19 protein-coding genes are annotated in these 18,137 nt (G+C 59.2%); 7 read left to right on the top strand and 12 right to left on the bottom strand.

The window, feature by feature from the left end; all coding sequences use genetic code 11:
• Nucleotides 1-91: 91 nt before the first annotated feature.
• Nucleotides 92-1,450: an MFS transporter gene (locus tag KZO34_RS06635; RefSeq protein ID WP_219474743.1), complete on the bottom strand. Its 1,359-nt coding sequence runs from the start codon at nt 1,448-1,450 to the stop codon at nt 92-94.
• Between the two features lie 279 nt (nt 1,451-1,729).
• Here KZO34_RS06635 and KZO34_RS06630 point away from each other — a divergent pair, with 279 nt between their 5' ends.
• On the top strand, nt 1,730-2,191 hold the full coding sequence (locus KZO34_RS06630; RefSeq protein ID WP_219474741.1) for a universal stress protein: 462 nt from the start codon (nt 1,730-1,732) through the stop codon (nt 2,189-2,191).
• Between the two features lie 44 nt (nt 2,192-2,235).
• On the top strand, nt 2,236-3,741 hold the full coding sequence (locus tag KZO34_RS06625) for an MFS transporter (RefSeq protein ID WP_219474738.1): 1,506 nt from the start codon (nt 2,236-2,238) through the stop codon (nt 3,739-3,741).
• Between the two features lie 94 nt (nt 3,742-3,835).
• Here the strand turns inward: KZO34_RS06625 and KZO34_RS06620 are convergent, their stop codons facing one another.
• The 3 genes from KZO34_RS06620 to KZO34_RS06610 all read right to left on the bottom strand — a co-directional run bounded on the left by KZO34_RS06620 (nt 3,836) and on the right by KZO34_RS06610 (nt 7,439).
• Nucleotides 3,836-4,252 (bottom strand): globin family protein, encoded by a 417-nt coding sequence (locus tag KZO34_RS06620; RefSeq protein ID WP_219474736.1) that lies wholly within the window; start codon nt 4,250-4,252, stop codon nt 3,836-3,838.
• A 156-nt stretch (nt 4,253-4,408) separates the two neighbouring features.
• Nucleotides 4,409-6,040 carry an MFS transporter gene (locus KZO34_RS06615; protein WP_219474734.1) on the bottom strand — a complete coding sequence of 544 codons (1,632 nt, stop codon included), beginning with the start codon at nt 6,038-6,040 and terminating at the stop codon, nt 4,409-4,411.
• Nucleotides 6,041-6,296: 256 nt separating this feature from the next.
• Nucleotides 6,297-7,439 (bottom strand): NnrS family protein, encoded by a 1,143-nt coding sequence (locus KZO34_RS06610; RefSeq protein ID WP_219474731.1) that lies wholly within the window; start codon nt 7,437-7,439, stop codon nt 6,297-6,299.
• Nucleotides 7,440-7,551: 112 nt separating this feature from the next.
• Between KZO34_RS06610 and KZO34_RS06605 the strand changes: the two genes are divergently transcribed.
• A complete protein-coding gene (locus KZO34_RS06605; protein WP_219474729.1) occupies nt 7,552-8,115 on the top strand; it encodes a Yip1 family protein in 564 nt (187 codons plus the stop codon).
• Here the strand turns inward: KZO34_RS06605 and trhA are convergent, their stop codons facing one another.
• Nucleotides 8,116-8,781, bottom strand: a complete 666-nt coding sequence (gene trhA, locus KZO34_RS06600) for a PAQR family membrane homeostasis protein TrhA (RefSeq protein WP_257900220.1) — start codon at nt 8,779-8,781, stop codon at nt 8,116-8,118.
• Between the two features lie 289 nt (nt 8,782-9,070).
• Nucleotides 9,071-9,781 carry a Crp/Fnr family transcriptional regulator gene (locus KZO34_RS06595; protein WP_219474724.1) on the bottom strand — a complete coding sequence of 237 codons (711 nt, stop codon included), beginning with the start codon at nt 9,779-9,781 and terminating at the stop codon, nt 9,071-9,073.
• Nucleotides 9,782-9,985: 204 nt separating this feature from the next.
• Between KZO34_RS06595 and KZO34_RS06590 the strand changes: the two genes are divergently transcribed.
• On the top strand, nt 9,986-10,903 hold the full coding sequence (locus KZO34_RS06590) for an AEC family transporter (RefSeq protein WP_219474721.1): 918 nt from the start codon (nt 9,986-9,988) through the stop codon (nt 10,901-10,903).
• Here the strand turns inward: KZO34_RS06590 and KZO34_RS06585 are convergent.
• Together KZO34_RS06585 and cadR are read right to left on the bottom strand one after the other, a co-directional pair.
• Entirely contained in the window at nt 10,900-11,559 is a 660-nt protein-coding gene (locus KZO34_RS06585) for a cation transporter (RefSeq protein ID WP_219474719.1), read from the bottom strand. The two genes, KZO34_RS06590 and KZO34_RS06585, sit on opposite strands and share 4 nt — an antisense overlap.
• An 85-nt stretch (nt 11,560-11,644) precedes the next feature.
• Nucleotides 11,645-12,103 (bottom strand): Cd(II)/Pb(II)-responsive transcriptional regulator, encoded by a 459-nt coding sequence (cadR, locus tag KZO34_RS06580; protein ID WP_219474717.1) that lies wholly within the window; start codon nt 12,101-12,103, stop codon nt 11,645-11,647.
• Nucleotides 12,104-12,291: 188 nt separating this feature from the next.
• Here cadR and KZO34_RS06575 point away from each other — a divergent pair, with 188 nt between their 5' ends.
• The 3 genes from KZO34_RS06575 (at nt 12,292) to KZO34_RS06565 (ending at nt 14,913) form a co-directional block, all read left to right on the top strand.
• On the top strand, nt 12,292-12,783 hold the full coding sequence (locus KZO34_RS06575) for a DUF4175 domain-containing protein (protein ID WP_219474714.1): 492 nt from the start codon (nt 12,292-12,294) through the stop codon (nt 12,781-12,783).
• An 80-nt stretch (nt 12,784-12,863) separates the two neighbouring features.
• Nucleotides 12,864-14,465 (top strand): BCCT family transporter, encoded by a 1,602-nt coding sequence (locus KZO34_RS06570; protein ID WP_219474712.1) that lies wholly within the window; start codon nt 12,864-12,866, stop codon nt 14,463-14,465.
• Nucleotides 14,455-14,913 (top strand): universal stress protein, encoded by a 459-nt coding sequence (locus KZO34_RS06565; RefSeq protein WP_219474709.1) that lies wholly within the window; start codon nt 14,455-14,457, stop codon nt 14,911-14,913. Before KZO34_RS06570 ends, KZO34_RS06565 begins: the two co-directional genes overlap by 11 nt.
• Here the strand turns inward: KZO34_RS06565 and KZO34_RS06560 are convergent.
• The 4 genes from KZO34_RS06560 to KZO34_RS06545 form a co-directional block, all read right to left on the bottom strand.
• Nucleotides 14,910-16,433: an FAD-binding domain-containing protein gene (locus tag KZO34_RS06560; RefSeq protein ID WP_219474707.1), complete on the bottom strand. Its 1,524-nt coding sequence runs from the start codon at nt 16,431-16,433 to the stop codon at nt 14,910-14,912. The two genes, KZO34_RS06565 and KZO34_RS06560, sit on opposite strands and share 4 nt — an antisense overlap.
• Nucleotides 16,430-16,573: a DUF2256 domain-containing protein gene (locus KZO34_RS06555; protein ID WP_219474705.1), complete on the bottom strand. Its 144-nt coding sequence runs from the start codon at nt 16,571-16,573 to the stop codon at nt 16,430-16,432. Before KZO34_RS06555 ends, KZO34_RS06560 begins: the two co-directional genes overlap by 4 nt.
• A 94-nt stretch (nt 16,574-16,667) precedes the next feature.
• The gene (locus tag KZO34_RS06550) at nt 16,668-17,285 is read right to left on the bottom strand and encodes an SCO family protein (protein ID WP_219474703.1); all 618 of its coding nucleotides are present in this window, start codon (nt 17,283-17,285) and stop codon (nt 16,668-16,670) included.
• On the bottom strand, nt 17,282-18,124 hold the full coding sequence (locus KZO34_RS06545) for a cytochrome c oxidase assembly protein (protein WP_219474701.1): 843 nt from the start codon (nt 18,122-18,124) through the stop codon (nt 17,282-17,284). Before KZO34_RS06545 ends, KZO34_RS06550 begins: the two co-directional genes overlap by 4 nt.
• Nucleotides 18,125-18,137 lie beyond the last annotated feature (13 nt).

Below are 18,137 nucleotides of genomic sequence, written 5' to 3'. Positions count from 1 at the left end.
CTCTTGATTGCCCAGGCCAGTATATCCGACAAAAAAGCCCCCGGAATCGGGGGCGCAGGTTTTGAGCGAGATTTTCAGTGGCGATGGAGGATCATTGCTTCACGCCCGGCGGCATGGATGACGGAAGCTCCGGCCGGTGAGGGCGGTTCAGCGGGTAGAACAGATGTGGGGTGGCCAGCTCCGGCAGGTCGGTGCGCTCTTCCTGGGCAGCCCACTCCACACGCTCGGCCTTACGGATCGCGTAATGCATCCAGATCAGGGCGGCGGCGACGATAACGAACATCAACATAAAGCAGCTCTGCCAGATGCCGGTTACGTCATTCAGCACGCCAAATGCCAGGGGCAGGATAAAGCCCCCCAAGCCACCGATCATGCCCACGACGCCTCCAACCGCGCCCACGTGCATGGGGTAATACACCGGAATGTGCTTGTACACCGCAGCCTTGCCAAGGGACATGAAAAAACCGAGCGTGAAGATCAGTGCCACGAACATGGGCAGGGTCATGTCCAGAGTGAATCTGACGTCGCCCTCAATGCCATGGACGATGTAATCGGTGGGCGGATAGCTGAGCAGGAAGCTGCAGATGACCGAGGCGCCAAAGGTCCAGTACATGACCCTCCGGGCGCCGAAACGGTCCGATAGCCAGCCGCCGAGGATACGGAACAGCGAGGCCGGGATGGTGTACAGGGCGGCGATCATGCCGGCGGTCTTGATGTCCAGGCCGTAAACGCCGATCAGGTAGTGCGGCAGCCACAGCGCCATGGCGACAAAGGCCCCGAAGACAAAGAAATAGTACAGGGCAAAGCGCCACACCCTGAGTTCCCGTAGCGGCTCCATCTGCTCCATGAATGACTTCGCCTTCGCGCCCCTGCGCTCGGCCGCCAGCGGATCCTCCTTGGCCAGCAGGATGAACAGAACCCCCATGATCGCCAGGACCGTGGCGTAGACCTGCGCAGTATGCTCCCAACCCAGAGCCACCAGCAGGAAGGGGGCGCCGAAGTTGGTTACGGCGGAGCCAACGTTGCCGGCGCCGAATATCCCCAGCGCGGTGCCCTGGCGCGCCGGCTCAAACCAGGCGGCGGTGTAGGCCACGCCCACGATGAACGAACCCCCGGCCAGACCCACACCAAGCGCCCCCACGAGCAGCATCGGGTAGGTGGTAGCCAGGGTCAGAAGGTAGACGCACGCGGCGGTGGTAAGCATCAGGATCCCGAATACCCAGCGGCCGCCATATCGGTCCGTCCAGATGCCGAGGAATAAACGGCTGATGGAGCCGGTCAGGATCGGGGTCGCCATCAGCAACCCGAGCTGGGTATCCGAGAGCGAGAGGTCCTCGGCAATGCGGATGCCGATGATGGAGAAGATGGTCCAGACCGCAAAGCACAGGGTGAACGAGAATGTCGATAAACCCAGGGCGCGGTACTGCTGTGGCTGTGTCGGGGTCGTCATGTCCGCCCTCCATTGCTGCATGTGATGATGGTTTAACCATACCAAAGACGGGTTTTTTTCATGCGGGGCATTGGAGGTACCTCCAGCAGGGTGGCGCGGTGGTAGAGAATGGACGCGAATCGCCGGGTAGGTGATAGGGCATTGATTTCTCTGGTGGGGTACCCGCCGAATCCGTTGATTTGCATCAAGTAAGCGAGTGTTCGGGATGTGGGGTAATGGCTGACAGATATCAATTGCGGCCCCGGCAAACGGGGCGGGTGCCTGTCATCGGAGAAGCCCATGAAAATCATGATTGCCTACGACGGATCTCGGAACGCCAGATTGGCGCTGGCCCAGACGATCACCATGTTCCGCGACCTGAAGCCCCAGCTCATTCTGGTGGCGGTTGCCGAGAACCCTCGGGATATTACCTCCGGCAACGAAGACCTGTTCCAGCAGGAAGTGTCGGAACTCAAAGGCTACCTGAACGAAGCCATGGAGGTGTGCCAGAACGAAGACGTCGGTGCCGAGACCATGCTGCTGGAGGGCGACCCGCGCAAGATGCTGCTGTACGCCGCCGAGAAAAAAGTCCATCCGGAGATGCTGGTGATTGCGCGCCACAGCCATGAACCGGATGGCGGCTTCATCGCCCGCTCCCTCACCTGTTTTGTGGACGAACTGGATTACATGACCTTCGGCAGCGTGAGTTCGTTTCTCGCCCGACGGATTCAGTGCCCGCTTCTTATCCTACCCAGCCGTTGAGTCGGCAAGTTCGAGTTTTCAATTGATCGCCCAAGGAGGCTGACATGAAAGTCGCTGACGTCTTCCACTTCAGGAACGCCGAGATCAAGGCGCTGCACCTGACCTGGATTGCATTCTTTATAACCTTTTACGTGTGGTTCAACATGGCGCCGCTGGCATCAAGCATGCTAAAGAGCGTCGACTGGCTGACCACCGACGATATCCGCCTGTTCGCCATCTGTAACGTGGCGCTGACGATTCCCGCCCGGATCATCGTGGGCATGGCCCTGGACCGCTTCGGCCCGCGTCGGGTGTTCTCGGTGCTGATGGTGTTGATGGCCATCCCGGCGCTGGTGTTCGCGTTTGGTAATACCATGACCCAGTTGCTCGTCAGCCGGCTGGTACTCAGCTCCATTGGCGCCAGCTTCGTGGTGGGCATTCACATGACCGCCATGTGGTTCAAGCCCAAGGACATCGGCTTTGCCGAAGGCTTCTACGCCGGCTGGGGCAATTTCGGCTCTGCGGCTGCGGCCATTTCCCTGCCGACCATCGCCCTGCACATGTACGGCGGTGAGGACGGCTGGCGCTGGGCCATCGCCCAGAGCGCGATTGTGATGGCGGCCTACGGTATCTACTACTGGTTCGCGATCACCGATGGCCCCGTTGGTACGGTGCACCGCAAGCCGCGCAAAGCGGTGGCGCTGGAAGTCAGCACCTGGGGCGACATGGTCAAGCTGATCCTGTGGACCATTCCCCTGGTTGGCGTCCTGGGCATTCTGGTCTGGCGCATCCAGAACATGGGCTACCTGAGTGTTACCGGGGCCACCATCTGCTACGCGGTAATCATCGCCATCGTCTGCTACCAGATCATCCAGATCCTGCGGGTAAACGTGCCTATCCTGAAGAAAGGCGTACCTGAGGACGACAAGTACCCGTTCAACAGCGTCGCCGCGCTAAACAGCACCTACTTTGCCAACTTTGGCGCTGAACTGGCGGTGGTCTCCATGTTGCCGATGTTCTTCGAGGAAACCTGGAGCCTGAGCGCCACAGCTGCAGGCCTCATCGCCGCTTCTTTTGCCTTCGTGAATCTTGTGGCCCGGCCCATGGGTGGTCTGGTGTCTGACCGGCTCGGGAACCGCCGCTTCGTGATGCTCAGCTACATGTTTGGCATTTCCGTGGGCTTCGCCCTGATGGGGCTGATGAACTCCAGCTGGCCGCTGATCATTGCGGTGGGAATTACCGTGTTCACCTCCTTCTTTGTCCAGGGGGCGGAGGGTGCCACCTTCGGCATCATACCCTCGATCAAGCGCCGGCTGACCGGGCAGATTTCCGGCATGGCGGGGGCCTACGGTAACGTGGGAGCGGTGGTTTATCTCACCATCTTCACCTTCGTCACGCCGACCCAGTTCTTCTACATTATCGCCGCGGGCGCCTTTATCAGTTGGGTTCTGTGCGTGATGTGGCTGAAAGAGCCTGAATCCGGCTTTGCCGAGGAGTACCAGGTGTCATCGGTGGATCTTCAGATCGAGGAAGAGGAGCGTCGCCGGCAGGCGGCCGCCACCGCTGGCTGACCTTAGAGAGGGGATCAAAAAACCGCCAGGCGCAATCCTGGCGGTTTTTTTATTTCACGCCTTTACCCAGTTCCAGCGGGACGTTGTCAGGGTTTCAGAAGTGGTCGTATCCGAACTTCATGTAAGTGATTCCGGGGCTCAGAATGAGCCGCCAGGCCAGTTCGACGTCATCGCAGAATTCGGGATCGTACACCGCGACGGTGTCGATCAGGCATTCCAGCCAGAGATCGTAAAGGTGGGGTTTTATATTGAGCTGGTCGGCGCTGTGCAGGTAAGCGATCCTTCGCAGTACATCGTCAATGGTGCCACTGGCATAGAATGCGATCAGGCTGAAGAACGATTTCTTCAGCATCCGGCGTTGTGCCGTCATGTCGGTATTGCGGAATAATATGCGGACTTCTGCCGAGGATTTCAGAAATCGCCGGTAGAAGGCTTCAAAGAACTCAATGCCATTGGGCGACGTGAGCAGGGCGCGGTCATAGCTTTCGTCAAAGATATCATCGAAAGACATGGTTTAATTCCGGTAACCGTTAAGATGCTTTGTTAATACATTAAAAGTAGCAGTCCATGGGTTACAAAACCATTCTGGCCGGCGGCAGTGACTTTCTGTGCAAAGCAAAGCCCCGGCCCCATTGCTGGGGCCGGGGCTCCGGCGGATCAGTCGTTATTACGGGTTCTTGATGTAGGCGTTCTTGCGCAGATAGAACCACCAGTTAACCAGCAGGCATACAGCGTAGAAGACCGCAAAACCGTACATGGCGACTTCCGGTGTTCCTGCCTGAATCTCCTGACCCATCACCCGCGGTGCAATGAACGCGCCGTAGGCGGCAACGGCTGAGGTCCAGCCCAGCACCGGGCCCTTCTGCTGCTGGTCAAAGATGAAACCGATGCTGCGGAAGGTGGAGCCGTTACCGATACCACTGGCCGCGAACATGATGATGAAGAGGATCAGGAAGGGCGCGAAGTAGGTATTCGGATCGGTGCTGTTGTACGCCAGCATCATCACATAGCCGGTTGCGACCGACGCAGCCACCATCACCACCGAGATAATCTGGGTCACGATGGAGCCGCCGACCTTGTCGGAAATCCAGCCGCCAACCGGCCGGATCAGGGCACCGACGAACGGGCCCATCCAGGCCCAGGTGAGAGCGCTGGGCGCATCTGGATTAACGACGCGGGTCATGGTGCCGTCCGCGGCGACTTCCATCATATTGCCAAAAATGACGGTGATGGACAGCGGCAGGGCGGCAGAGAAACCGATGAACGAGCCAAAGGTGAGGATGTACAGCACGGTCATCGACCAGGTGTGCTTGTTGCTGAATATCGCGAACTGGTTCTTGATGTTCGGCTTGATGTCGCCCGGGATCAGTCGCAAGAGCACCACGGTCAGCACAATGGTCACCGGCAATGCCAGCCACATGTTCATCATCTGCAGTGCCCAGACGCCGGCGATGGACGTCAGCAGACCGACGCCGTAGAGACCGAGGATCTTGCTGAAGGCGGAAATCGGGCTGCCCGGGTTGGGTGTGACCACTTTCAGGTTGTTCATCCCGAACCAGCTGGCGAACGCCAGGGGAATCAGGAATAGCAACCAGATGAATCCGGCATTCTGGATCCAGGTGTCGGTGCCGGCTTCAATGCGACCAATCAGGGTGCCACTGGGGCTTTGCAGTTGCATCGGGTCGCCGGCCAGTGCGCCGAAGATGCCAACGGTCATGACCAGGGGAATTACAACCTGCATCGTGGTGACGCCAAAGTTACCGAGCCCGGCGTTCATGCCGAGGCCATAACCCTGCTTGCTCTTCGGGTAGAAGGTGCTGATGTTACTCATGGAGCAGGCGAAGTTGCCGCCGCCGATACCGGAGAGCAGAGCCAGAGCCTGGAACACAATAAAGGGGGTGTCCGGATTCATCAGGGCGAGGCCGGTACCCAGGGCAGGAAGCATCAGCAGCGACGTGGTGAGAAACACCGTGTTGCGGCCACCGGCAATCTTGATCATGAAGGAGGCCGGAATCCGGAGGGTCGCGCCGGAGAGACCGGCGATCGCGCTCAGGGTAAAGAGTTGTTCAACGGAGAAAGGGAAACCCAGGTTTTTCATCTGGGTGGTGATCATCCCCCACATCAGCCAGACGGCGAAGCCCATCAGCAGGCTGGGAATGGAGATCCAGAGGTTGCGGGTGGCAATGCCTTTGCCCTGTTCCTCCCAGAATTGTGGGTTTTCGACATCCCAGTGTTCGATGTCGGCGTTGGTTCTGTCTTTAACGCCAGTGGATCCGGCGTCAGCGGTGCTATTGGCCATGGTTTTTGCTCCTTGGTTTGCTAACCCGGAGCCACGGCACCCGTGGCTTTTTGGGCTTTGCAGACATTGTGCAAATCAACTAGCCAGACGATGTCTGATAAATGTCAAGGAATAGCGCGCTCGGATGAAGGTCGGATTTTTGGTCTTTTTTTAGAACGAGAAGGTGTCTTTAAAAATCAATAAAAACAGTTGGTTGTGAAGGTTGTAGGCCTAAGGTGGTAGTTGATTTGATACCGGGCGCAGTAGAGGTAGCCAATCATTTCCGCCGATTTTTTGAGGATCCCGCCAGCATGAGCAGTTGCACCGCAACACCCAGAAAAGCTAAGGACCAGAGGCTGCTCGAGAGCCATAACCACCCAGGCTCGTTGAACGGGGTTGGACCGGCGAGGTAGCGGCTGATCGCCGAAGTCGCGATGGCAGCGCCGGAGGTAAGTGCCTGCCAGGCAGGCGGAAACATCCGATGTGACCGCTGCCAAGCAAGCCGGAGCATAACACTGGTCGACAGCGTACCCAGAGCGCCGATGGTGATCAGGTGCAATGCCGGGACCGGGGATGCGCCCGCAAGGAGATGCAGCCCGGTCATTCCGGCTCCGATAGCCAACCACAGGTAGCCGGCAGCCAGGACCAGCAAGTCTGGTCTCTTTCGGCACAGCCAGAGTTTCCAGCGGACGCTACGAATAATGATACCCACCGCTGTTGCCAGAAGCAGGAAGCCAATAAGCAGCGCTGGCGCGGAAACAAGGCTTAGCGCCACAGATGCCGAGAGCAGGAGAATAAGTGTGCCCTCGATATGAGGCTGAACGCGCGCTTTAAGGGGGATTCCCTGCTTCTCCAGAGTTCCGGCAACGGCCGGAGCAATCACTCGCCCCCCGATAAATGTCATCAGCATCAGCAGACCGAGGATGGCACTCTGCATGAGCTGGTGTGCGTCTGGAAATGAAAATGGCAAATGGCGATTCGCGTCCCGGCTGATCAGGAATCCCACGGCCAGCAGGCAAAGTAAGAGGATCAGGGGGGCGGCTGCTTTGTTGCGCCATTTCTTGGCTGCGCTGAAGCGGGGCACGGCGTATCGCGCCAGCGCCAGAGCAAACGCGGGGCTTAGCAACTGTGCAAGGGCGGTATCGGGGGCGAGTAGCCAACTGACCCTGGCCAGTAGCCACAACGCAAAAAGCGGAAGCAGAATTCGACGAGGCTGTGGGCCAAGGGTGTAGCCGGCAATCAGTGCCAGAGCAAAACCGAAGATCAGTTCATGTCCGTGGCCCGCACCGGTCAGACCCGAAGGCCAGCCGGTACCCGACAGGACAGCCCTAATTGAAAGAGGCACCGCGATGGCGGCCAGAACCGATGCTGCCGGGAAAAATAGCCAGAAGGCATGAACATTCTTTTCACCTGGGGGCATTCCGTCTCCTTGACCGCTGGGTGTGGAAAGCCTAAACAATAGATAAGAGGTATTATGCTTGCGACTTTTGGGGCCGAGTATATCTCAATCTTTGGTATCACGGAGGTGGGGTATGAACATCAGTCATCTGATTAAAATGCCGTTTTCTGAAGGCGGCGGGTGGCAGGAGTTACGCCGCATGGATCTTTCAATCCCGTTGCTGGCCTGGGTGATCGTCGTCCCCATGTCTTTCCTCCCGCCGGTGCTTCTGTATTACGCCGGTACCCAGTACGGAGACAGTTTTATGGCCGGCTTCGGCGAGAAGGAGTGGCGGCTGATAACCACTATCCTGTTTTTGGCGGAACTGCTGACCTTTTTTGTGATGGGTTGGCTTATCCATGCGGTTCTGGAGGGGCATAAACTTGAAATCGGCTATCGGGATGCCTACCTGCTGGCGGCAATCGCGCCACTGCCTCTTTGGCTTTCGTCGTTGGCATTGCTGGTCCCGGTGCTGATGGTGAGCGTTGTGGCGGTGCTTGTCGCCATGTTTCTCACCTGTGCCCTGATCTATCAGGGCGTACGCGCGATCTGTCACCGGACGGATAACGATGTGGTAGCCATGTCGGCCACCTATACCGTGATGGCCGCCTCTTTGCTGGCGTGGGGAGTTCTGATGGCGATGGTCTGGGCGTTCTGATCAGACCGCGTGGGGTAGCACGCCGAAATAGATGGCGCTGAAATGACAGGCGCTGCCGCCGAGAACAAACAGGTGCCACACAGCGTGCATATAGGGTATGCGGTCGGCCAGATAGAAGGCGACGCCCGCTGTGTAAACGACACCGCCAGCGATGGTCAGGTTCAATGCCGTTTCGCTGAGGTTGGCCACCAGGTCCGAAGACGCGAAGATGATCAGCCACCCCATGGCGATGTAGATGCCGACCCGGGCCAGTTTGAACCGGTTCTTGAAAATGATCTTGAGCACGACGCCGGTCAGCGCCAGCGACCAGATGACGGCAAACAGAGTCCAGCCCACGGTGCCGCGCATGTTGACCAGCAGGAACGGCGTGTAGGTGCCTGCAATTAATAGGAAGATGGCGCAATGATCGAGAGTTTTGAAGGCTGTCTTCAGTTTCGGGTGTCGCGCACCATGGTAGAGCGCTGAGGCCATGTAAAGCAGGATCAGCGATGCGCCGAAAATACTGAAACTCACCACCTTCCAGGTGTCACCGAGTTGGCTTGCTCCAACGACCAGCGCGATCGTGCCAATCACGCTCAGAATGGCGCCGATACCATGAGTGGCGCTGTTCAGCCATTCCTCGATGCGATGGTGGATGGAAGACGATGGAAGTTCGTTGGTAGTCATGGAAACAGTACCCGTATTAGTCATGGCGGTAAGGTACTTTAGCGTACACGTGTACGCAATACCGCAGGATGAACATCCTGTGATCATGCTCAGAAAAACTGAACAACCTGCCTGAAAAGTTCCAATTTCATCCGGACGTCAGGGTCCCTAAACTTTAATTACAAGTTTAGTTCAGGTCGTTGAGGTGATCACTTAATCACTCCTTAACGTAGAACTACACAGATTTAGTGCGGAAAGCGTTGAGCAATTCGGGCAGCAGGGTATTCCCCTGCTGCTTTTTTTTGGTTCCTCAACGGCCCGGATTTTTGATGGCTCCGGTTTTCAGGCGGGAGAAGGTGGCGGGCACAACGCCCAGCCAGGACGCCAGCTGGTTGTCCGGCACGCGTTTGACCAGCTCCGGATACTCTTCAAGAAGCAGCTGGTATCGTTCCCGGGCAGGCATGGTGTGTTTGCGGAATTCGCGCATGCTGGTCAGCTCTGCCAGTTCTTCGGTCAGTGCCAGCGCGAAGCGGGGCCAGAGCCCCTCGCCGTGGGCACGGATGGTCGAGCGAAATCGGGAAAAATCCGCGACCCAGAGCGTTGCCGGGGTCACCGAGGTTAGACACAACGTGTTGCGCACGGTGCGGGTGCGGCCAAACACCGGCCAGACCAGGTCACCCTCGGAAAAGAAGTGGTGAATCGCCACTTTTCCGCTTGGCGCCTCCCGAAACAGTCGCAGAAGGCCGTGTTGCACCAGGTACACGCGAGCCCACGGCTGGTCGTGCCTTTCCAGCGGGGATTCGCTATCGATCTGTTGGCGCTGGAAGAGCTGGGACAAATCGGTGAGCAGGCGGGTGTCCGTGTCATCCGGGTTGTCATTGGGGCGGATCCCGAACACACGGCTCAGTCCGTGGAGCAATGCGTCGGATTGCGGACCCGGTTCTTGCCGGACAATGTCTGCGTGGTCTTCTCCCAGCATACAGGGGGAAGAGGTCACGTCCGGCCTGAGGATGCTGTTCATAGCGTGAACCCTGTAATGAGCGATCTCGCAATTATGGTAGCAGAGCCGTCGGACCGGAAATGATCTAAGTCATTGAGGTATGTTAAGACGCTGAGCTGCCGGGAAAAACTCGTAACCCCCGGGGCCGGGAAAATGGCCGTCAAAGCGGGTTCACGCTACACTTTGCGGTTTCGCCCGACCACCCTTCTCTAGCCTGGAGCATTCATGGCCGCTGCGCTGGCACTGTTTATCAAACTGATCCCGCTGTACGTGACCGTTGCTCTCGGCTGGGTGGCAGGGCGTTATCTGGAGGCCAGCGGCAAGCACATTGCCGGTATCATGCTGTATATCGTGACACCCTCCGTGGTGTTCTCGGGTGTGATGGCCGCGCCACTGTCCCCGGAAGTCATTTTCCTCCCGTTCCTGACCTTCGGGATTGCCTCGGTGCTGGGTATTGTCCAGCTCAAGCTGGCGAGAAGGGTGATCAGCGACGGCAGTGCCAGCATTATTCCCCTGTGTGTGGGCTCCGGCAATACCGGCTACTTCGGGGTTCCCGTGGCCTTGCTGCTGTTCGGGGAAGAGGGGTTGGGCCTCTACATCGTGTGCATGCTCGGCACCACTCTGTTCGAAAACTCCGTGGGGTTCTACCTGGCGGCCCGGGGCCGTTACGATCTGAAAGCGGCGCTCTGGCGGGTCGCGAAGCTGCCTTCGGTCTATGCGTTCCTGGCTGCGGTATTCCTGAACCTGTCCGGCTTCCGGATTCCGGATGTGTTTGTGCCATTGTTTGATAATCTGCGGGGTGCCTACAGTGTGCTCGGCATGATGATCATCGGAATGAGTATCACCAGTTTCCGGGGATTGGCCGGCAATATCCGTTTTACCGGCCTGGCCTTCGTTGGCAAGTTTGTGGTCTGGCCGCTGGTGGCCACCGTGTTCTGGTGGCTGGACGCCAATGTGCTCGGTGTCTACGAGCCCGCGGTCCACAAGGCCATGTTCCTGATTTCCATTACCCCCATTGCCGCCAATACCGTGGTCATCGCGACTCTGCTCGACACCTCGCCGAGGCAGGCTGCGGGCACGGTACTGCTGACCACGCTGTTTGCCCTGGTCTTTATTCCGGTAATGGTCTCGCTGGCGTTCTAGCGCGAGCCCGTGGCCGGGCTCGGGGACGCTGCCTGAGCGTTGGTGGCCCGCGCCTCTGCGATGTCTTTCCGGGCGTGCCGGACCACGCTGACCCCGGCGGTGACGGCGAGGCTACCCATGATGGCGGCAACGATGAGATCGGGCCAGGCGCTACCGGTGCCAAATACCCCGAATGCCGCCCCCATGACCGCAATATTGCCGATCGCATCGTTACGGCTACACAGCCACACCGATCTCATGTCGGAATCGCCTTCGCGGAATCGGAACAGCATGACCGCAACACTGACATTGGCGACGAGGGCCAGCAGGCCGACGGCACCCATAGTCAGAGGCTCGGGGGTGATGCCACTCTGGGCAATCCAGATGGCGCGGGTCCAGACCACCAGGCCAAACGTAGCCATGGTCAGCCCCTTGATCATCGCGGCGCGGCCGCGCCAGATCATGCCCATGGAGAGCACGGTCAGGGACAAGATGTAGTTGGCGCTGTCGCCAAAGAAGTCGATGGCGTCGGCGAGCAGGGAAACCGAATTGGACTGGAGGCTGGCTAACCCTTCAACGAAGAACATGGCCAGATTAACCCAGAGCGCAATCCAAAGAGCGCGTCGGAATCCCGGTGCCGGGGATTTGGGTTCGGGCGCAGAGCAGCTGCATGCCATGGCAGAAACCTCCTGATGATGTTTTCACACAGTTAAAACCCTGTAGCAACTATAGAGTCAAGCGGTGCAAGGAATCAGGCGGCGGTCAGCTGTGGCCCTGGCCGTGGGTGCCGGGCACGTGATTGTGCTTGTCCGAGGTCTCAAGGGCTTCCAGTTCCGTTGTCAGGCCGCCAAGAATCCCGCACTCCCGGACCGTCCGGCCTTCCGTGCAGGCTTTCTGAAGCTTCTCGAGCGTCTGTTCCAGACTTGCCAGCTCCTGCCGCCGCTCGCGAACGTGGTGCAGGTGTCTCGCCAGCAAGGCGTCCACGCCGCTGCAATCCGCCTCCGGATTCTCGGCCAGGCGGATGAGTTCGCGGATTTCGTCCTGAGCCATGTCCAGGTTGCGACACCGTTTGATGAACAGCAGGCGATCGAGGTGGGCCGGACGATAGGACCGGTAGCCGCTGTCCGTGCGGTCAGGCTCCGGAAGCAAACCGATCTTTTCATAGTATCGAACGGTCTCAACGGGGATGTTGGCGCGTTTCGAGATTTCACCAATTTTCATAGCGTTCCTTGATTTTCGAGGCCATCAGCAAGCCGGGACAATGCCCGCCTTTTCTTTTTGAAGGGCCCTGAACTAGCATAACTGATACAGATCAAACCTGTGTCAATGCACTGGGAAAATTCAGTTTCGGTTCAGTTTTGGCAACTACATTGGAAGAGTACCGACAATCCTAAACAAGGAGTTTCACCATGGTTACCATTAAAAAAATCGTTGCCGTTGGTGTCCTGGCAGCCGCCCCGGTTTGGGCGTTTGCCCACGGCAGTGAGGGCCCCTACTCAGGACACGGGCCTGGCATGATGATGAGCCCGGAACAGATGGAACAGATGCACCGTAACTGGTCGAGAATGGACGGTATGATGCAGCAGGTTCCGGAAGCCAGTTCGCCAGCCGAGCGCCAGCGTCTGATGGAGGAACACTGGGAGGCGATGGAAGAACAGATGGAGCTGATGCACCAGGGCATGATGGGTCCCGGAATGATGGGGCCCGGAATGATGGGTAATAGCCAGGGGATGATGAACAATCAGGGACAAAAGCAGTCTGGAAACGCCCAGGGTAATGGGGCGGGAACTGCCAATATGGATTATGGGCAGCGCATGGAAATGATGGAACGTCGTATGGACCAGATGCAGATCATGATGGAACAGATGTTCAAGCATCAGCAGCAACTGAACCGGAATTGATCTCTGTTCCACCGAACCCCGAAAACGTGTGATAGCGTGAGGGCTTTCGCGAATCTTTTCTGAGGCAAACGGAGGCTCTTGTGCTGGAACGGCTGCAACGCCGATTAGGGCTGCAGACGATACCGGGGGTATTTTTCACCTCTGCGGGGATGGCGGTCCTGTTTGTGATCTTCGCCATCCCGTTTGATGCGGAAGTCTCCGGATTCTTCGGGGTTCTGACTGGCTGGGTGGCCCGTAATCTCGGCTGGTTCTATATCCTCTCGGTCACATCCCTGCTGCTGTTTCTCCTGGCTCTTGCGGTCAGTCGTTATGGCGCTATCCGGCTGGGTAGTGACGATTCCCGCCCAGACTACTCCAATCTGACCTGGTTCACCATGCTGTTCGCGGCCGGTATTGGCACCATCCTGATGTTCTGGGGGGTGGCCGAGCCGATTTCCCATTTTTCGGCCCCTCCGTTCGCGGGTGTCCGGGCAGGCAGCGAACAGGCGGCCAGTGATGCCATGACGGTATCGCTCTACCATTTTGGCCTGCACACATGGACCATCTTCGCCATGCCGGGGCTGGCCATTGGCTACTTTGCCTACCGGCACAATCTGCCCATGCGGATCAGCAGCCTGTTCTATCCGATTCTGGGGGATCGGGCCTTCGGTCCCTGGGGCTGGGCGGTGGATGTCATTGCCGTACTCGGTACCCTGTTCGGCGTGGCGACCTCGCTCGGCCTTGGCACCCTGCAACTGAACAGCGGCCTGTCCTACCTGTTTGGTATTCCTTCCACGGGGATGGTCCAGGTTCTGTTGATCGCGGTCATAGCCTGCATTGCCGCAACGTCGGTGGCGCTGGGTCTGGATAAAGGCGTGCGTCGCCTGTCCCAACTGAACATTCTGCTTGCAGTCCTGCTGGTTCTCTTTGTGGTCGTCTTCGGCCCCACAGTCCACATCGCCGAGGGCATGGTGCAGAGCGTGGGCGACTATCTTGATGCGCTACCCTGGCTGGCCTTCTGGACCGAGTCTTTCAGGGAGACGGACTGGCAACGGCAGTGGACCCTGTTCTACTGGGCCTGGACCATTTCCTGGGCGCCCTACGTGGGTATATTCATCGCCCGTATTTCCCGCGGCCGAACAATCCGGGAGTTCGTCGCGGGGGTTTTGTTTGCGCCGACGGCCTTCACAGTGGTGTGGTTTGGCGTTTTCGGTCTTTCCGCGATCAACGTGGAAATGAACGGTCAGGTCGCACTGGCGGAGCAGGTCCAGCAGGATCCCTCGGTGGCCATCTTTGCGTTTCTTGAAGCGTTTCCCCTTGCGGAGCTCGCATCGTTGCTGAGTGTGGTCATTATTATCATCTTCTTCACCACGTCGTCGGATTCCGCCTCGCTGGTGATCGACCTGCTCACGCGTCGGGAGGACCAGCCTTCGCTGATACGCCAGCGCATTTTCTGGGCAGCGGCCCAGGGTGTGATCGCCGCCAGCCTGTTGCTGGCCGGTGGTCTGGATGCGCTACAAAATGTCATTACGTCCCTGGGCCTGCCGTTCTGCGTGCTGCTGCTGTTTATGGCGGTGGCTCTGTTCCGGGCCCTGAGAGCGGATTACCGGGGCTACTCGGTCAGTGAGCTGGTGCAGGGGCGCGCTTTCCCGGAAGTGGAAGCCGTTACGGTGCCCAAAGAGGAGAACCAGGATGTACAGTAAGATTTTGATCGCCATAGATCCTGAAGATGACGGGGAAGGCAAGCGCGCCCTGGAAGAGGGCGTCAGACTGCTCAGCGAGGGTGGCGAGTTGCACCTGGCCAGTGTCTTCAGTCCCGGGGGCGCTGGTTTCTTTCCCCACGTCACCGAAGATGCACCGGCTGAAAAGGAAGCCGAGGTCCGGGGGACGCTGAGTCTTTTGGCCCGGAAATATCTGCCGCTGAATCAGAATGCGACCCTGCATGTGGTGGCCGGCAGCGCGGGCGAGAAGCTGGTCGCTCTGGCCGGTAATATCTGTGTGGATCTGATGATCCTGGTGTCTCGTGGGGCGACCGGAAGATGGCCCCTGCGCCGGGCCACCGTGGAGCATGTGTCCGTCAATGCGCCCTGCGCGGTTCTTGTGCTTCCGGCACTGGTGAAGGAACCCGAAGACGACGGGGAAGGTCGCTAGTCGAACAGCGACATTTGTGAGCTGTCTGGCCCCGGCTTTGAGGGTGTTTTGGGCCGCTGCTGGACGGTACCTTTGCGGCTGCCATGCCGGTGCAATACCCGATCAGTCTCTGCCTGGGAGACGTGCTGTTTCCGAAACTCGCCAACGGCCTTCCGGGCGACGCGAGCCGCCTGCTCATGATCACAGACCGGGGAGATGTAGGTGTTGCCGCCGTAGCGTTCCTTCTGGGCGGGGGTCATCAGCCAGGGCGTGTGAATGAAGTCCACCGGCAGGCCCTGCAATTCGGGCAGCCAGCGCCGGATAAATTCACCATCCGGGTCCAGCTTCTGGCTCTGCAGGACCGGGTTGTAGATGCGCACGGCGTTGATGCCGGTGAGCCCGGACTGCATCTGGGCCTGCGGGTAGTGGATGCCGGGCTCGAAATCGGTGAACTGGCGGGCCAGGTGCAGGGCCGGATCGCGCCAGTGCAGCCAGAGCTGGTAACTGGCCACGGCCATCAGCATCGCGCGCATGCGGAAATTGATCCAGCCGGTATGGTGAAGTGAGCGCATGCAGGCATCCACCAGCGGCCAGCCGGTCTGTCCCTCCTGCCAGCGCTGCAGCCGCTCTGAATCGCCGGGGCCCGACTTAAGCCCTTCCAGGTCCTGGTGCATGGCCCGGAACTCCAGTTCGGGTTCGTCTTCCAGTTTCTGGATGAAATGGCAGTGCCAGTGTAAGCGGGAGCGGAAACTGGTCAGGCTGCGTTTCTTCCGGGGCAGGCTGCTGGGGTGCTGACCGGTGGCCTTGGCGCCCTGGTAAATCTCTCGCAGGCTGACGGTCCCGTAGGCAATGTGCGGGCTAAGGCGGGAGCAGGCGCGCACCGCACTGACCGGACTGGATATGTTGTACTGGTAGCCGACACAGCGTCGTTCCAGAAATGAGGTCAACAGTTTCTCCCCACGCTGGCTGCCGCCGGCCTGGCGATCCGGGCAGGCCGACGCGTCAGCCACGGCCGGTGGGCTGAGGTAGGTGGCCAGGCTGGCGAGATCGGCCGGGGTCTCCAACCGCTCCGGCGCCAGGGGCGTTTCCTGGCGCATAAGCTGGCTCCAGGCGTCGTCCCAGAGGTCCCGGTCCTGCAGCCGGCGGACCACGCCAAACTGCTGCCATTCCCGGAACTCGATGCCCTGGTTCTGGCTCCACCCGATCACCGTTTTGTCCCGCTCGAAAGTCCACTGGCCGCCAGTCTCCTGGTGGCAGAAGATTCGTTCGATACCATGCGCCGCGTGCAGCCGGGCAAGCGCCTCGGGCACCGGTCCGGCCATCACCAGCAGGTCGCTGCCGATGCGCCGGAGTTGGCGTCGCAAATCCGCCAGTGACTCCTCGATGAACTGCCATTGCCTGGCAGAAGTGTCCGGCAGTTGCCAGTACTCAGGTTCGACCACGTACAACGGAATCACCGGTTCCCCGAGTTCGGCCGCGGCACTTAGCGGCGCATGGTCGCGGGTGCGCAGGTCGCGCTTGAACCAGACGACGGTAGTCATATTGGTTTGCTCCGGTTACGTCGGCAACGTTCGCTGCAGTACCGAACGGTCTCCCAGTCTTTCGCCCATTTCTTGCGCCAGGTAAACGGGCGCTGGCAGACCGGACAGATTTTTGAAGGCAGATGCGGTTTCTTGTGCATGGTGCGGGCCGGGCATCCAGTCAGTAGCGGACAGATACGTGACCGGCACCGGTGAAGATCAGCAGGTAATGCCTTGGTTGGTGCAGGATCGGGATCACGTTCGACTTTCCCGGGCCAGGGTAGTCAGGTCCTCACTCATCATCTGCGGCGTCAGGTCGGGGCGAAACAGCAGACGGGCATTGCCGGCTCCGTCAAACACATAAACCGCGGCGCTGTGGGATACCTGGTAGTTGCCGTCAGCGTCGGGCTCGTCATACCCGAAGGTGGTGCGGTAACGCTTGGTCAGGTCCCTCAGCGTCGGTTGCTCTGCGGTCATGCCGAGGATGTTCTCCCCAAAGAAATTCACGTAGCTGCCGATGCGTTCCGGTGTGTCCCGTTGTGGGTCCACACTGACGAACAGGGTTGTGACGTCATCCTGCAAGTCCTCCGGCATCTGCTTGATGGCCTTGCTGAGCCCGCTGAGTGTGGCCGGGCAGACATCCGGGCAGGAGGTGAAACCGAAATACACCAGGCGTATCTGCCCGTCGGTATCGGCCTCGGTCAACGGTTTGCCCGAGGTGCCGGTCAACCTGAATTCCAGGTCTGGCATCAGTCCGCTAATGTCCTTGCCATGCCAGTCGGCGTTGCGGTCGGAGCAGCCTTGCAGGACGAGCAGGAGCGCCAGTATTGCCAGCACGGCCATCCGGTTACGGGGAGTGAGGTACTGTCTCATGATGCTGGCCCTTCCGTTACGGTCTTGCGGCTGGTGAATTTGCCATCCTCATGCATGGCACGACGAAGAATGATCAGGATGCCGAGAATGCTCATCATCGCCGGGGGGATCCAGGTCAGCAGCCCGCCCAACAGCTGGTCGGTCTCCGGTGGCATCGGCCAGGCCCGGCCACAGACCTCATAAACGTCGTAAACCATGCCCCGGGAGAACACGATCCAGGCGCCCAGGATCATCTGCGGGATCGCCACCAGTGCCAGCAGAAGGATGCGCTTGCCGTAGCCCAGGGCATTGCTGATGGCTGGTGACCGTGGATCGAAGATCAGCCACCAGAACAGCAGGCCGTCCAGCAGCATGCTCCAGTTCATCAGCCAGTAGAGTTGGCGGCTTAACATGGCGTCGAAATGGATCGGAGGCCAGAGCCAGAAGTAGATCAGTCCGACGAATAGAATCGAGGCGATGGCCGGCTGCTGCAGTATCCGGTAGACCAGACCGAGGGGCCTGAACATTCGGTGGGCTCCAGGGCCGAGTCTGCCGTACCAGAACCGCAGTATCGGCAACGGGTTGGACAGTGCAATGAGGATCGGCCCCAGGTGGTGCAGAATCAGGTGCTGGCCGCGGTGGACAAAAAACATGTATTGGGAATAGTAGTCGAACCGGGTCTGCATTACGCCGTAACACAGCAGTACCCCCGCCACAAAAGTGATGATTCGCCCGGGACCCGGCCGGTCGGCCTCTGGAAGTCGTAGCAGCGCTACCCCATACAGCCCCAGCACCAGTGCGAAGCTGAGCACCGTTATCGGCGAAAAATCGTAGGGCAGAAGATAGCTGGCGGCAGACATCGAGAGCACTCTT

It is taken from the genome of Marinobacter sp. F4206, assembly GCF_019392195.1.
Classification (GTDB): Bacteria; Pseudomonadota; Gammaproteobacteria; order Pseudomonadales; family Oleiphilaceae; genus Marinobacter.
The sequence above is the reverse complement of the archived record's forward strand: the minus strand, read 5'-3'. Positions and strand labels throughout refer to the sequence as shown.